Source organism: Massilia sp. TWR1-2-2, from assembly GCF_049897565.1.
In the GTDB taxonomy this organism is placed as follows: Bacteria; Pseudomonadota; Gammaproteobacteria; order Burkholderiales; family Burkholderiaceae_D; genus JAFCUW01.
This window is the reverse complement of the sequence record NZ_JAFCWM010000010.1, coordinates 24311-40196: the sequence shown is the minus strand read 5'-3', so window position 1 is coordinate 40196 and position 15886 is coordinate 24311. Positions and strand designations below refer to the sequence as shown.

Sequence of the window (15886 nt, the reverse complement as noted above, 5' to 3'; positions counted from 1 at the left end):
GGCATCACATTCCGCCGTTGAAACGAGGGCATAACGGATATTGAAGATTTCGACTTGGTCCCTGAGACAGCTAGTAGCTGAATGAGACTGTGGGGGAAGTGCTGCTCCAAGTTTCGTCGCCTCGACTGGCTCGGCCAGCGCTACTACCCGCTTTAAATGTAAAAATTCCGCGCACGCTCCATCCGTTAGTAACGGGTATAGCCTGCTTCCTTCCTGAAAACTGTCCTAGCAGTTTGTCGGACTTAAGAAATGAAAACGCGATTGCACGCCTCAAACGAAAAAATATGTACTCTGGAAACCATCCACGGCATTTAAACGCTGTTTTTTTGCCCAAATTTTGGGCAAAACCCCAATAAAGTTTCTTTTATACCCATAGTCCGACAGGCTGCTAGTAGGACAGTTTTTGCTGCGCCGGCTTCGCGTCACTAACTGAGGCCGCTCCCGAGAACGACAAAAGTGTCCTACTAGGACACTTTGTCGGGTTTTAACTTACGTCACCGCCGCGACTCACCAACCAGATACCGGTGCCTTTTTGGATGCGGTTGTTGGCGCCGATGCCAGATTGACCCTGGGTGCCGAAATTCGTTGACCCAAACGAATGCGCGCAAACGCAGGCGCCATGCGGCTCACGGCGGCAGTGCTAGGGTCAAGCATAATCCGCTGTGGGTCAATTTGGCGTCGGCGCCAACACGGACATGCCGAAAGCCCAGCCCAAGGCCCCCGGACTAGCCGGCATTGGCCAAGATGAGCAGTAGCACCAGCGAAACACCGACACCAGCACTTCGGGCAACACCGTCACGCCGCATGCCAAAGATGGGAGGACGGCACAGGCTTCCATCTTAGTTGCTAGCCTGCCGCCAGCGCCTAACCCTGCGCGCGAAAGTGGCTGTCACCGCACTTGACGACGACAATGGAGGAGCACGCACATGTTGCCGCGCCGCGCCCGTCGGGAAGCATGCAAAGCTCCAAGCCAATGTCGAGTACGAATAGCGTGGAACTACAACTGAACGGCTGACGCCGCCGCGCAGCCGGGGATGAATGCCCCCCACACAAAATCGCTGACAGGCTCGCGCTTGGGTGAGCTTATCGCCTACAGACCGTCATCGCTAGCTGCCGCCCGGCGCGGGCGTGGGCGTGGGCATATGCTTACCTGAATTAGGGTCGCGCAGCAGCATCTACACTGTACAGCTTCGCAACCGTTTAGCAATGTAATCCCGTTTCTGTGCGACTGGGATGACAGCCCTCCCGCGCAGAAACTGTCCTAGTAGGGCACTTTACCTGCACTGCCCCATTTGGGCACCCAGCAACTCTCGCCAAAACTGTCCTACTAGGACACTTTTGCCCTCGCTGTCCCGCTAAAAGGTCTCAATCGACGCCCCACGGATTATGGAATACAGACGACAGGCACCAGCCGAGGGGCCCCCGGGCAGCAAGCCTTCGTACTAGCGTGACACAGCATCGCGCATTGGCACTTTTAAGTAGATGCTAGACCCGTCACGGCCGGGCGGAACCCGCCGTACGCCGACCATTCGCCTTCCAGGCGTCGAGCTGAGCTAGACGGAGTTCTTCTATGCAAAAAACCCAGGGGACGCGCAGGCGGCAGCTCACCCCCAACCGCCCGCACGCTCGTAGATTACTCCTGCCGAGCAGGCCTTACCGCAGCTATGTCACTTCCTCGTCAGCGTTCCCTGATTGGCTTAGTTCTTTCATGGTCTGGTTTTAACACTATACAAAGAGCGAGCAATTTTTCTCTGCATTTTTTTCTTCCGAGTCATACCTGCATTTTTCCCTCCTTCTAATTTCAAAGGAGAGAGAGCGTGAATCAAAATAACCTCAAAGAATCAGAGGGTTACGGAATTCGCAGGTATTTCACTCCGACGTCTCTAACAGCTTCGCAGACGGCGAAAAAGAGAAAGGTGCGGGCCAATGGACGGTCAATGTCTCCCCTTACTTATCACACGCTCCTGGACGAACAGTCCCGACAAAATCAACTATGTGGTGCGAACGAGCAAACTGCCAATAACCGGGCAACCGCGCTACGCAACTTCATGCGAGCCAATGGAATGTCCGCTGACGACGTCGTTGGTGACGAGATGCGACTTCGGCACCCCGAAGCCATCGAGCGCTTTGTTGGAATGTTGCAAAACGATGGCCGTTCCACCCGCTCAATCTCTAACTCGCGAGCGGCATTCCGGCCTTGGCGTGACGCAGTTATCGAATACGACACGCTGTTAGCCCTAGCGATGGAGAAAGGTACTCCTTTCGTGGAGGCCCTCAAAAGTGTCATTCTTGGCCTGCCCGTAAAACGAGTAGCCAAACAAACTGGGGTCCCGCCGGACATGCTGCGGGGTTGGTTACTTGGGAAGCAGCCTAGACCCTCTAGCGTCAAATATCTCATGCGAATTGAAGGCTTCTTTGGCCTAGAGCGCATGAGCCTAAGCACCCTCGCAGCGGTAAAGCCGAAGGGCTACAAAGTCCAGTTAGGCGGTGTACCAGCACCAATCCAATACAATGAAACCGCAGCAATGCTGGCGCAGCAGCAATATTGCTGCAAGCCTTTACCTGACGCACCACTTCGTCAACAGTGGCGCGAATTTTTGAAGTATAAGACGTGTGCCGTCCCTCAACTGCGCAGGACAAAACGAGGAAAGTGGCGCGTGACTGCCTGTCCTATGGCCCCCAGAACCGACGCCAATTGGTCGATATTCTCAGAGGGAAAAGAGGTGACCTCTGCTCGGATGGCATGGGCAAAAGTATCATCGTATCTAGGTTGGTTGTGCCTTCCCGTTGAGCGTGGCGGTAAGTCGATTTCCGTAGACAATGCGCAGACGTTGGCCTGGCTCGCAGTCCCCGACTTTCTCGAAGAGTATCTTGACTGGTGTAAAGACCGTATTGGCAGGCGCAACCAAGGGACTATTCAATTCTTGGCGCTTGTAGCATCACTCGTTCGTCCCCGATTTGGGTATTTATTGCAACGCCCGGAACTAAAGGAGTCTCTACCTAGCGAATACAAGCAGAGCGAATGGAGCAAAATTTGCGAGCAGCAATTCGACCTTACTGAGCAACTGGTTTCTGCATATCACGGCGAAATAGAGGTGTCCCGCGACTCTTTCGCACCCATCCGCAACCTAATCGAATTGCCACAGCCGATGGACGCGATAGTGGACATGGTTCGACGAATGCGGGCAGACCGACCGGTTGGTTCATCTCAATCCGTGGAAGCTATATGGGCGCGCGACTTGGCCCTCATCAAGCTTTTAACTTCTAACCCACTTCGAATGAGGAACGTTGCTCACTTAACTTGGACGGCGGACAATACCGGTGAACTTTATCAACGCACTGACAAATCTTGGTGGATTCGCATTCCAAAAATAAAATTCAAGAATCGGTCGGGTGCTGCAGGCGACTCAGTATATGACTGCGAGGTACAGCCATCAGCGTGGCGAGACATCGAACGCTACCTCAATGTTTTTAGGCCCAAGCTGCTGAAATTTCCATCAGACTTGGTTTTCTTGACACGGCTAGAAAAAGGTACGCCCGGGCATCGTCCGTGGAGCGGGTTAAGTCCAAAAGTTCATGTTCTCACCGAAAAGTACGTTCCGCTTTGCTCCGGTTTTTCATCACATGCCTTTAGGCATATAGTGGCTACGTCAATTTTAAAGGCACCTGGCGGAACTCATAAAACGGCAGCAAAAGTCCTAAACGACCGTGTAGCGACAGTTGAGAAGCACTACGATGGTTTGACAAGCAACGATGGAGCCCGGGAAATGGGAAAACTGCTTGAGTCTCAGTTTAGCCGTATGTAAAGGCTACTATACTAATTACTCAGTCCAGCCGCCGTCGGTCCGTCGATGATGATTCGCGTTGCCTTCGAACAGCACGTCCCCCGGCATCAGCTCTTCATCCCCTAGGTTGGCGTATGGCACAGGAATGTCGTTCGTTCCCTGGACGCGACGGGAGGAGGCAGTGCCTGTCCCGCGCGAACAATTTTCGCCCTGTGGCGGCAACGCGAGTCGATGGGCTTGATGGTCACAGAATATGATTTCATAGTACGGCTCCTGATTAAATTTGATTGGATTGGAAGGCGGTCGACGTACGCGCGCATCGACCGCTTTCTGGTTAAGCGAGCCGTGTCTATATTTGGCGGAAGATATTGAGATTTTGTGAAGCACAGCGCGGTCGCGGCAAACTGTGGACGGACTGCCTTCAAGGGACCCATGCTCCGAATGGCAGTTGGGCTTGCATTTCGCACTGCGTTGCCAGATACTCATTGACCTCGCCCGCCCGCGACCGCGACCTGCCGCCACACTGGCAAGGGTTTGCACGGGCGTGCCATGAGATGGCAATGTCTTGAAAAAAACCCGGAGCGCGACATGGCACCATCTGAGCGAATTGCAGAATTTGACGGCGTCGTCGACTATTCACACGGGACGACCAACACCAACGCTTCGTTTGGCCAGTCCAGAGAGCACGGGCGGGCGCCCCGGTCGACCATGAACAGCGAAGTCGGTGCCGCCGCCGATGCGACCGCGTCGTCTCTAACCAAAGCCGACTTGGCCAACCTCCTGTTCGAGCAAGTCGGGCTGAACAAACGCGAGGCCAAAGACCTGGTAGATACGTTTTTCGCTGAAATCAATTCCGCGCTTGAACGCGCCGAATCGGTCAAATTGACAGGGTTCGGAAATTTCCAGCTGCGCGATAAAACCTCCCGCCCAGGTCGCAATCCGAAGACCGGTGTGGAGGTCCAAATACCCGCGCGTCGCGTTGTCACTTTTCACGCCAGCCAGAAGCTCAAGGACATGGTCGATGCCTTTCCATTAGCGCGACAGGCCGACGAAAATTCCCGCTGCTGATGCGAATGCCCGCCCCTCCGATTCTCTGTAACCACTACGCAAAAGTCCCATGAGCGCAATGAACTTCCTATTCCGGAAACCCCACTTCCCCCTCATCATTGACACCGGCTATGGGCTGCTTGGCGCAAAGAGCTGGGCCCTCTGCGAGAAGCGTTTGGCAAAAATCACGTTCCCAGATATGGCGCCGCGTGATGTCATCGACTCGACCGCTGAGGCGTTCTCACTTTACCCGGAGCACCTGGTCTTCTCGCCCCTCACGTTCAAGAAACGTTGGACCAAGGCGGCTATCATTGACCTCTACAACGGCCAGAAGGGACCAGAGCGGCCAGAGTATCCGACCACGTCGCTCGGTAACAAGAGTCTGGAAAAATGGTCAAGGACATCGTGGACTTGCTTGTCGCGCCAGTGAAGGTCGATGGCGCCGGCACGCCGAAAACAAGATAAATCGTTTATCCCATAGTTACCATGGCTGCCCTCCCCGGTAGAACTCATCGGGATGAACGTTTTGAGCTGCTCGGCCTCAAAGGCCATCAATAAGAAAATTTTAGAGGCACGTTTCGAACAATGGCTACAGCGTAAAAATGGCAGTTTGCCCCACGCTTCCGCCGTGCGGCATTTGGCTGGAAGTCCACCACTCCTATCCTCCGCATCAAAGAGGCCCTCGTTGAAATCAAAGCTGTCGCGAAGAAGGAGCCGGAGTTGGCCGCCGAGGGCGCCGTGCTGTTTCTGGAGAAGCTGGCGCCGGCCATCGAGCAGGTTGACAGCAGTTCTGGCGGCATTGGCTCTGCCGTCAACCGCGCCATCGAAACCCTCGTCCCAATCATTACGAAGGCCGACGTCAGCCGCGCGGTGCGAGAGAAATGGCTGGACCGGTTGTGGGATGCCCTCCAAGAAGACGACATGCCTTACCTTGAGTACCTCGGAGAGCGCTGGGGCGAGCTGTGCACGACGCCTGAGCTTGCATACAAATGGTCCGATGAATTGACGCCAATCGTCGCCCGCGTTTGCGAACATAGCGCGTGCAGCGGGGAGTACGGATATTTCAAGGGCACGACCGCTTGCCTTAGTGCGCTGTATGCCGCTGGTCGCCAGGAGGAGCTACTCGCGTTGATTGCAAAGTCAGAGTACAGGCACAAGTCGTGGCATAACAGGTCGTGGGGTGCTAAGGCCTTAGCTGCGGCCGGCAAGCCCATGGAGGCCATCTGCTATGCCGAGGAATCGAAAGGACTGAACGCGCCTCTGGCGGCCATTGCGGCGTTCTGTGAGGGTGTTTTGTTGGACTCTGGGTTTGCGGATGAGGCATACGCGCGCTATGCCGTTGAGGCGACGTACGCGACGACCAATTTGGCGACATTCAAGGCTATCGTGAAAAAGTATCCGCACATGCCGAGGGAGACCATTTTGCGTGACCTGGTTGCAAGTCAGCCGGGGAATGAAGGCAAGTGGTTTGCGGCTGCCAAGGATGCGGGCTTCTTCGAGCTGGCCATTGAACTTGCAAATCGGAGTCCGAGCGACCCGCGGACGCTCATACGCGCTGCACGGGACTTCGCTGTAGAAAGGCCGGAGTTTGCGCTAGCGACCGGTATGACCGCGCTGAGAGGCATCGCCAGCGGATGGGGTTACGACATCACTGGCGTCGACGTGCTGGAAGCGTACGCGGCCGTGATGGCGGCGGCCGGTGCTGCGGGCGTGGATGAGACTGTGGTCAGGGCGGATATGCGGGTGATTATTGCAGACAGCCGGGATGGGGGCGAATTTGTTGGGCGGAACTTGGCGCGGCAGTTGGCAGACTAAATTACCTCGTGCCTCAGCCAAGTACCCCTCCGTGACCGGACTTAAAGTAAGGTAGAAGGCCTTACGTTCATTGAAGGCGCCCGCCCCATGAACTGTTCTTTCCAAAATAATCGCAGCGACGCCAGCTACTTCCGCTTACCTAACGAAGGTAGGCCACCGCTTACCTCTAGTGGGTTCTTGAAATATCCCGCCGTATAGTTCTTAGGGTTAAAGTTTTTCTTTTTATAAGAACGAAACTGATAATTTTCACCCTCAGATGGAGGCCTTTTGTGTACGGTGTCAAAATGTAGGCGAAGACTTTGCATGTCGCCCTTGATAATTTCGGCGCACGCCGGACACTTGGCTTCGGTGGACAGCGCCCGCCGAGGTTTCTTAGCAAGACCAGGACCAAAACCCATAAAGTTCCGTTTTCAAATATTTCTGGCAATATAGCATTAAACGGACGCCTCTTTGATTTCAGATTATCTGCGCCGAAAACTGACGACATAGTTATCATTTTCCAGCAATACTACTTCCCCAACCAAGTCGTCACGCGCCGAAAAATCTTTCTTTACCCTGCTAGCATCCTCCCCGGACTCCACGTGGTCGATATTGTCTGTTTGCACAACCACGAGCCTTACCGGCGACTTGCGTTCAAAAGCTTCGGCAATATTCACGCGAAACTCATTGTTTCCCGGCCCCGCCCACCTCGACAGTTTTCCGGAATACTCGGCCGAGCCATCCTCACCTTTGCGATAATGGTGGGCCCAGAGGCTGAGTACCAGTTCGCCGGTAGAGTTCCACGCGGAGACAGACCAATTCACGTTCTTGAGTCGCGCTCCGTACTTCGCAAACGCCTCAGAAATCCCTTTGGTTGCCATACGCTATTCCACTCCCAGTGCTTTGAACACGGCATCAACCGGGTCGGAGTAAAAGCTTGTCTGGAACTTGGCGAACAATTCACCGGGAACCGACGCGATGTCCGTCACGCTCGACATTGGGAGCAGAATCCGTTTGGCGCCGGCATCGAACGCGACCTGCATGCACTCGGCCAGGTTGCGCACCTGCACGATGGTGCCGCCCAGACTCATGTCTCCCATCACGGCTAACTGCGACTGCACCGGCTTGCCCAGCGCTGCGGAGCACAGGGCAATGAAGCCGGCCAAGGTCAGCGCCTGCGGAGAACCACTGTTCTGCAGTTCAACCAGATGGGTGTGAAAGTCACGCTCGCCCGGCTTGATGGACGCGCTGACGCGGGATGAATTGGCTTTGAAGTAGTCGAACGCCACCCTTACCGCTTCACGCGGCGCCACGCCTGATACGTTCGCTTTGCCCGTGCCGGGAATAGATTGAATCTCCAGTCGGTAGATGCCGGGCATCTCGGATGAGCCCATGCTGATGGTGTGCAAGGTACCGGGATTCAAGCGCCCTTCAGGCACCAGCGCGCCGCCCGATTGTTCGGGCACGGTCACAAAGCGCTCAACACCGTCTTCGAGGTCGATGTAGCTGAAATGGACGTCGTAAAACTCCATTCCTCCGATTTTCTTGAGCTGCTCTTTGATTCGGCGGCGTGCCTCCAGCGCGTATTCCAAGCACTTGCGCACTGAGTCCTTGGTGTATTCGCCGTTGGGGCACACAAGCTTGAGCAGGCCCGAAGTCGTGCGCCGCACGGCGATGGTGTCGCGCTGGTTCAGGTTGTTGCCCAACTTGAACCACTTGTCGATGGCATCGGCAAAGCTTTGTTTGCGCATCTCGCGCAGGTACTCCGCCAAGTAGTCGACAATCAGCCCGTACTGGTTCGTGAAAAATTCAGGCCGCATTTTGGGTATTTCCCAGCCCGGGACATACGCGTGAAAACGGTCGAAGAATGCAGAGTCAATCATCGCTTCAGGGAACGGCGCCAGCAAGTGTGAGGTCTTGACCAACGACTCCACACTTTGATTGATGTTGCCAACAAAGACCATCGCGGCGCTGGCATTGATGGACTCTCGGCCCCGGCTGAACGAGCCTGATGCCATGTAGTCCTTCATGATTTGCACGCCATCGTGGTCCTTGAAGTTGATGCCGGCCACTTCATCGAACGCCACGACATCCCACAAGCCCACCAAGCCCACCTTGCGCGCCCCCATATTGTAGAAGAGGTTCGCCACTGTGGTTTGTCCGCCCGAAACCAGAATGCTGTTCGGGCTGATTTCCTTGTAGATGTGGCTCTTACCGGTGCCGCGTGGGCCGAGCTCACAGAAGTTATAGTTGTTCTCAACGAGCGGCACCATGCGCGCGAGCAGGTGCCACTTGACCCGCTCCTTGAAGTGACTGGGCTCCATGCCAGTCGAGCGAATCAAGGCATCAATCCACTGCTCATCCGTAAACGACTTGCGCGCCTCGAACAAGGCCGTCATGTCCATGTTGGGCATCTGGATGGGCTTAAGCTCCGTTACGGTAAACGGTGACCCCTTCTGGTCCTCTTCATAGAAGTATTTGAGTGTGACGATGCACCAAATGCCACCGACGAGCAATTTTTCGAACTGCCGCACATAGCTGCTGGAAATCTCCGCGTTCTTCACACCCAGATTGGACAGCAACGCCTCGTACACGTCCCGCTTTTCATTGAGCTTGACGGTGACCTTGTCGATGACCTTGTATGTACCGCTCTCGCGCACTTTGGATTTGACCTTCTCCGCCTCGTCCGCGCGCACGTAGTTTTCCGTGAGGATGCGCTTGACGTTGACCAAACCGCTCTGGATGACGGCTTCATCATTGCTTGCGCAGTACATGCCCAGCAGGTACTCCAGCACGTACACCGGCACGTTCGCCCCCTCCTTAATCAGCTTGGTCAGGTCTTTGCGTACAACCTTTCCAGCAAAATGGGTGTTGAGCAGAGTGTCCAGGCTGCTATCCGGCAGCTCATTGACCAGTGTTGCAGCGGGTGTCGGAGTTTGCGTCATTTCAATTTTCAAAAGTCATTACCAAAGGCTAAGTCTACCTTGACGGGCAGGCGTAGCACCTCCACGTTGCTTACCGCATCGCGCATCACCAGGTCATAGTGCTTGTGCGGGTCATGCGCGCCCACCAGCACGGTCAACAAAACCGAGCGTTTGCGCTCATCGAGCAGCTGTGACGTGCTGTCAAAGGTGATGGATTGCAGGTTGCTGATGGGTTTGTCGTTGTCCGAGCCATCGCGCAGCGATACCACCACGGAACGGGCCAGCACTCGCTCCGACACAGCGTCGGTTTGGATGAATTCGAAGCGCTGTGTGTTCGTCACCACCTTGTTCACGGCACCTAACAGACTGACGCTCACGTATTTAGTTTTGGCATTTTCGGCCTCGCTGACCCGTACTGTGATGACAGGCACCATAATTTCCTGGGGCATGGCGCTGCCATGGACGAAGCGTGCCCCGCCGGCAAAGTGGAACCGGCTGGCTCCTTTGGGCACCCAGAAATCCAGACTGCCCTCTAGCGTGGTGCCGGCCGTCACCGCCGTATTGCCAGACCAGGCTTTCGGGGTATCTCCCAAATCACGGCCAATCAAATACCGCTTCTTTGCTTTCAAGGTACCTACGGGCTTGTCCTCCAGCGTAGACTTATCCGATTCATCAAGCGCCGACTCCTGGTACATGAAACCATGGTCAGCTGTGACAAGCACCGCAGAGCCATTGAGGCCGTTGATAATAAAGCCGAGCACGTTCGCAAGTTCCTGCACCGTTTGGGCCGCTGCCTCAAAGGTTTTAGTCTCCGAAGCCTGCTTGTCGCCGGTCATGTCGATGCGGTCGTGATAGATGTAAATGAGCTGCTGGTCTCGCACCAGTTCCCGCCCCTTTTCCTTCCCTAGTCCCATCAAATCTTCGGCCTTAATGGCGATGCCGCCGAAGGATTTAAGATGCTCGTGACGCTGGTCGAGGGTGGCCACGGAGTGACCATCGGCCAGCACATCCAGGTTTGCACTCTCTTTGTAGGCCAGTGTCTTGTGCGGTAGCAGCGCGGCCATGCCCAGCGCCGTATAACTCGGCAACACACCCAACATGCCGTCCAGCGACGCCTTGAAGCGGCTCTTGCTGTTAGTGTGCTGCACAAGCTCCTGCGCCACCTCGTACCGGAACGCATCGGAAATCACCACGAACACCCGTTTGACCCCTCCGTCAAACAGCGGCAGCACCTTGCGCTCATAGAACGCCTGCTGTGGTGTCACCTCGGGCAGCTTCCAGTGCTTGAGCAAACCGTGCGGCCCCTCCACCACTTTGGACCAGGCAGTGCTCAAGTGCGGGATGAACCAACCGGAATATACGCCCTCAATCGTATCGCGCAACTCATGCAGCACGGCCCAGCCGGTGGGTTCGACAGCATCAGCCGCCGTGTGAAAATGCCGGTATAACTGGTCAAACCGGAACAGCTCATCGCGGTATTGTGCAAATGCGGTGCCCGCGTCAGCAAAACTGAAGCCTGCGGCATGGGTCGATTTCAGACTGAAAAAATCGGCGGCGGCGGTCAAGGCGTCGTAACATGCAGCCAGCGCGCGGGTGCGTTCGTTGGAGCTGGCCAACAAGGGGTTCGCCCAATGCCCGTCGCGGCGGCGCGCCATTAACGCGCGCACCACATCCATGTTGGCGCCTGCACCGGCGACAATGCGTTTTTTAAGTTCTTGCACCATCCGCAATTCGACATCTTCAAACGTCATGCATTCCACCAATTGCTCGGCGGACTGGCACGACAGCAAGCTCACCAAGTCAAGTTCGTTGGCCACGGCCTGCGCCAGCGCGTTGTAATTGGCAAACTGCGCAATATCCGAGCGCCAACGCCCCACAAACACCGACGCATTCGCAGCCAAGGTGCGGTCAGGAAGTACAAAATGCGCCAATTGAGGGGGCGTTTCACCCTGCAGGCCGCGGCAGAAATCCGTCACCAGAATGCGCAACAGCAAATCGCGCAGGCTAGGGTTGGCCTCAAGATAGCCCAGTTGCATTTGCACCAATTCCCAGAACGCAGGCGTCAAATCGTTGGCTGCGATGTCTTGCCAGGCTTTGGGTTGGGCCGACAAGTCCGCCGCGCCATCCACCACCATGGCGCCGTACAGGCGCTGCAAGATGGCAAACAACTCAGGTTGGTCGGCACGGGTCAGCACCGCCAGCATCTTGCGGTCCAGGTCCGGCGCGCTGTCGCCCGGTAACACCATTCGTTTTAAACGGTCCAACCGGTCTTTTGCGCGCAGAAATTTGGCGCGCTCTTTCAGGTGCTGCCGCAACCCTTGCGTGGTCAGGCCCAAGTCTTCAAGCAGAATGGAGGTTGAATCCGCCCGGAACGACTTGCTGCGCATGCGCACATCGAGCAGCCAATCCTTGGTCGGTTCCGGCTCAGGCTTGGCGCTGTAAATCAGCCAGCGCTGGTCCGGGGCGCCCTCAATGTCGAGCTTCACCTGAAGCGCCGGCGTGTCGTCCAAGCGCACCAATTGTACGCCGTGGATTTGCAGCCCATCGACGGCTGATGCGAACTCGGCGTCCACGTCATGCCAGAACACGACGGGGTAGGTGGAAAACAAGGAGGTCAAACTATCAACCAGACGCTGTTGGCTCATTGACAGGCTCCTTCTTGGATATTTTTACAGCGCGCAGACTTAGTCATCACTGGCCCCGCCAGTAATCGCCTTCACCTCTGCCAGCAAATCCCCGAACTTGCCGTAGTTGACTTTGACACCGTCATCAAGGTCCAGCGAAATGCGCATATCTGCATGATGGCGGAGCTTCTCATCGTAAGCCAGCAGCTCGACCTGCTTCTTTTTGAGTTTTTCAACTTCCTTGGCCAGTTTGTTGCGAACTGCGATGCTAGCAGCGACAGCCGCGTCCTTCTCAAGCATATCAATGCGGGACTGTATTTTTCCGGTCAGGGGCAAGACATACTCCGCACGCATACGGGCTAGAGTTCCCTCATGGTAGCGGTGTAGATAAACCAATGCCTGGAATGCGCCTTGTTTACCACTGGAAAAGAGCCAGTAGATGGGGCGCTTTTTGTAGGTTTGCAGGTGGTCGTTGTAGAACTTGTCTGCCAGGTAGCGACGGATGGTTTCACCGGGGGTTTCGCCAGCTTTGATGCCTAGGCTTTCCGCCAACCATGCCATGTTTTCAGTGAGCGTGTCTGCCCCCCACACGGCCAGCAGAAACTCGGTTATACGGCTCGCAGCCTCGTCCTCGAACCAGAGTTCGTCAGTCAACGGCACGATGCCATCAAAGTCCGCCGGAAAAGTAACGTGGCGACCAACTTCGAAGCCGATGTTGCCCGAATTTGCATAAATCAGACCAGGCTCATCCAAGCTGTAACGCCCCATCATGCAGCCGATGGCGTAAGAAATCAGTCGCTGGCTGTCTTTCTCACGACTGGCGCGGGCCAAAGTGATTTGGTTTTCCGGTACGTCGGGCGCGAGCTCATCCTGCAGCCCGTAAGCATCTATGTACAGACTGTTGTTTTCTTCTTCTATACTTTTCAATTGACAGACCCGCTGAGCACATAATTCTGCCCACCCCATCCATGCCCCACTTAGCGACTGGAATAAATCAACTTTCCATGCTTGTGGAATTCCTGCAAATTCCCACGACTCCTCAAAGCTATCCCAGTCATTCTTTGCGATTGTGACCGCTTCATTTATGCGAGATGACAATTCATTCTTCGTTGATGGAGCGCGATATGGCAAAAGACCGAATGGACCTTCGTGATAGTCCATTGTCTGAGAGAGCGCTGCAAAAAAACTCTGAGCAACGTTAGAATTGCCAAAAGCCAGAATATCTTCGAGTCTAAATGGTGCGATGGGAAAACATACCGCCCCTTTAGATTCAAAAATAAAACCCGGCGGGCACAATCTCATTGCAAAATTACTTGAGGTCAACGTGGACCAAGTAGCGCCTTCGATTCCGTAGAAACGTTCGTTTCTGATTGATGACCCTGGGTGAGACCTCAATGCTTCACCGTTGTCGCGCCAGTCAACAACATATTCCAAATTTCCAAACCACCGACGATACGCGCCACCTTTTTGGATTGGAACCCAATAGGTTACCAGTTCCGGGTTTTTCGTAATTTTCGTAATGAGTTCGAACGAAACTTCATGCCATCGTCGAAGGAAACGTTCGTTCTCTCCAGTATCCAGCCCCTTCTTTGGTTGAGATAACTGATTCAGCGTCCTACCATCTTTCCACGCGGCCCGCACTATGTCACTTGCCCAATAGGCAATCGGACTACCGGGAACAGCGGAAAAACTTATTTGATTTCTTTCGAATACTTCGTTCACGCCTCGGGACAGAAATATTTTATTCTTATCAGAAGATTTCGGCGCGGAATTTAAGTCGACGTATGAGCCAACAAAATCTTCAACGGAATAGTTGAATATCGAAAATGCACACGCCTGTGCAATTTTTGAATTCATTTCAGGAAAACTATTGAAACCAATTTGCATTAATGAATTGATGGTCTTCTTCGATAACAAGTATTTTCTAAAATCAAGAAATGTCGAAATAAACATCCAACTTTGCATCGTGACGAGCGAACAAATCCCTGTTTTATTTTTTGCAAACACAAACGCACGAAGTATAAACATTGCAAAGAGGTCAGACTTTCCGCTTGTATAATTATCTTCGGCCCAAGTTTTCAAATATTCAGGAAGATTCTTCCCTCCCATGTACGGCGGGTTCGCAACCACCGAATCGAAGTGCATACCAAGCACCTGCGCCTGCACCACGAGTGGCCATAAATCCTGCGCAGCAGCCTTGGCGTACAAATCTCCGTTCTGCAATGCCATTTTCAAGGTAACGGCCAGCGCCTTCACTTGCGTGTTCAGCTCAGACGGGATTTGAATAAGCGAACCAAAGGTTTTCGCATTCGCGAAAATGGCGATAAGCGAGGCAATCGCCTGCCGCATGGGGTACCCATCCGAACCACCAACCGTGACCGTTTGTAACGCGCGGACGAGTTCATCAACGTCCAGTCCCTGACTCTCCTGTAAAGACAGCACGTTGAGCTTGATGGGCTCGTTGAAAAGGCGCCGGTCATCGGCGCGGGCTTTCATCAGCAGGGCAAAACCGGCCATTTGCGCGGCGCGGTCGTCGATGTCCAGACCGTACAGGTTCTTTTCCAGAATCAGACGCGGAATCGCGCGTGGCTGGTAGCCGCGCTCCAGGTAGATTGCCTTGAGCACATCGTACCCTTCGACCAGAATGTGGCCGGAGCCACAGGCCGGGTCCAGCAGCGTGATGGACTCGGGATTCAGACTGTCGCCATCCTCATCCACGCGGGCCTGAATCAGGGCGTCGAGCTGGGCTTGCACTTCAATCGTCTGGTCGGCGGGAGCTATGTAGTACGGCCACTGTGCCTTCAAGGTGCTGGCAGGGTTGGCCATCAGCCACAGCCGGCCGACGCTGTTTTGTACCAAGTATTGAACAATCCAGTTGGGTGTGAAGAGCTGCGTGGCGGCGGGGATGTCTTCGCTTTTGACCACCTTGCCGATAACTTCGTCTTTTTTCTCGCTGATGTAGAACTGGTACAGCCAGCCGATGATTTCAACCTGCCCCCAGTCTTCTTCGTCAATGGCGGTCACCAGCTTGGCAATGACGGAATCGGTTCGCAGCAGGTTGTCGGGCAGCAGAAGCTCGGTTTCGTCGTCGATGCGCTCGAACAGGAACGGCATTACATTGCTGAGCGCATTGCACTGGGCGACCAGCAGCAGGCGGTACAGCTCGCCGTCGCGGTTGCCGGCCAGCTTCATCTCGACGACCAGTGCGGGTTTCAGTCCCGGCAAACCACCTTCACCAGCGCCACTTTGCGCTAGGTCTGCGGCGTGCGTCAGGATGTCCGGCAGCGTGCCATCCAAGCTAGAAAGCGCCCGGTGGCCGTGGCCCAAGTAGTCGTGCAACTCCATGTAGCGCAGCGCCGCAAACCGGTTGAACCAAGTGTAAGCCACAGCTTCCATGGTCTGGGCAAAGCCGTCTTTTTGAATGCGGGTAATAAGTTGCTGACGCTGGCTGTGTACTTTTATGGGCCAGGCGTGGCCTGCAATCACGGTCGCGTCGCCCTGCGGTTGGCTGGTAGCCACTTCTAGCTTGCCCGCCTTTTCTGACAAGCCGAGCAAATTGGCGCGGGCGGTGACCGCGGCAATGAAGTCCTTTCGGGCTTGCGGGGCGTAAGACTTGAGTTTGGCTTTGTTCATGTGTCGGAAAAGGTTTCTCAGCTGCCCGTGCTTGGCACGAGGGCAGCTATTGGATAGGTTGAATGAGGGCGAAAGGGGC

Annotated in this window: 8 protein-coding genes; 4 read left to right on the top strand and 4 right to left on the bottom strand. The window is 55.0% G+C overall.

Annotated elements, in window-relative coordinates; translation table 11 throughout:
* Positions 1 to 1817: 1817 nt before the first annotated feature.
* The 4 genes from ACP7DD_RS11355 (at position 1818) to ACP7DD_RS11340 (ending at position 6647) form a co-directional block, all read left to right on the top strand.
* Positions 1818 to 3806 (top strand): hypothetical protein, encoded by a 1989-nt coding sequence (locus ACP7DD_RS11355; protein WP_426174915.1) that lies wholly within the window; start codon positions 1818 to 1820, stop codon positions 3804 to 3806.
* 687 nt (positions 3807 to 4493) lie between these two features.
* Positions 4494 to 4853: an integration host factor subunit alpha gene (locus tag ACP7DD_RS11350; protein WP_426175025.1), complete on the top strand. Its 360-nt coding sequence runs from the start codon at positions 4494 to 4496 to the stop codon at positions 4851 to 4853.
* Between the two features lie 49 nt (positions 4854 to 4902).
* Positions 4903 to 5262, top strand: a complete 360-nt coding sequence (locus tag ACP7DD_RS11345; RefSeq protein ID WP_426174914.1) for a hypothetical protein — start codon at positions 4903 to 4905, stop codon at positions 5260 to 5262.
* 230 nt (positions 5263 to 5492) lie between these two features.
* Positions 5493 to 6647 (top strand): hypothetical protein, encoded by a 1155-nt coding sequence (locus tag ACP7DD_RS11340; protein WP_426175024.1) that lies wholly within the window; start codon positions 5493 to 5495, stop codon positions 6645 to 6647.
* 461 nt (positions 6648 to 7108) lie between these two features.
* On the opposite strand, the gene ACP7DD_RS11335 is transcribed toward ACP7DD_RS11340, so the two are convergent.
* From ACP7DD_RS11335 to pglX, 4 genes are read right to left on the bottom strand one after another with little or no spacing between them, the layout of a single operon-like run.
* A complete protein-coding gene (locus tag ACP7DD_RS11335) occupies positions 7109 to 7507 on the bottom strand; it encodes a hypothetical protein (protein WP_426174913.1) in 399 nt (132 codons plus the stop codon).
* Positions 7508 to 7510: 3 nt separating this feature from the next.
* The gene (gene brxL, locus ACP7DD_RS11330; RefSeq protein ID WP_426174912.1) at positions 7511 to 9571 is read right to left on the bottom strand and encodes a protease Lon-related BREX system protein BrxL; all 2061 of its coding nucleotides are present in this window, start codon (positions 9569 to 9571) and stop codon (positions 7511 to 7513) included.
* Positions 9572 to 9579: 8 nt separating this feature from the next.
* Complete coding sequence (gene pglZ / locus ACP7DD_RS11325; protein ID WP_426174911.1) at positions 9580 to 12195, bottom strand: BREX-1 system phosphatase PglZ type A; 2616 nt, start codon at positions 12193 to 12195, stop codon at positions 9580 to 9582.
* 39 nt (positions 12196 to 12234) lie between these two features.
* Positions 12235 to 15807 carry a BREX-1 system adenine-specific DNA-methyltransferase PglX gene (pglX, locus tag ACP7DD_RS11320; RefSeq protein ID WP_426174910.1) on the bottom strand — a complete coding sequence of 1191 codons (3573 nt, stop codon included), beginning with the start codon at positions 15805 to 15807 and terminating at the stop codon, positions 12235 to 12237.
* Between the last annotated feature and the right edge of the window lie 79 nt (positions 15808 to 15886).

Coding starts and splice junctions, on each gene's coding strand:
- ACP7DD_RS11350 (WP_426175025.1), top strand. CDS start 4,494: ATGAACAGCGAAGTCGGTGCCGCCGCCGATGCGACCGCGTCGTCTCTA.
- ACP7DD_RS11345 (WP_426174914.1), top strand. CDS start 4,903: ATGAGCGCAATGAACTTCCTATTCCGGAAACCCCACTTCCCCCTCATC.
- ACP7DD_RS11335 (WP_426174913.1), bottom strand. CDS start 7,507: ATGGCAACCAAAGGGATTTCTGAGGCGTTTGCGAAGTACGGAGCGCGA.
- brxL (WP_426174912.1), bottom strand. CDS start 9,571: ATGACGCAAACTCCGACACCCGCTGCAACACTGGTCAATGAGCTGCCG.
- pglZ (WP_426174911.1), bottom strand. CDS start 12,195: ATGAGCCAACAGCGTCTGGTTGATAGTTTGACCTCCTTGTTTTCCACC.
- pglX (WP_426174910.1), bottom strand. CDS start 15,807: ATGAACAAAGCCAAACTCAAGTCTTACGCCCCGCAAGCCCGAAAGGAC.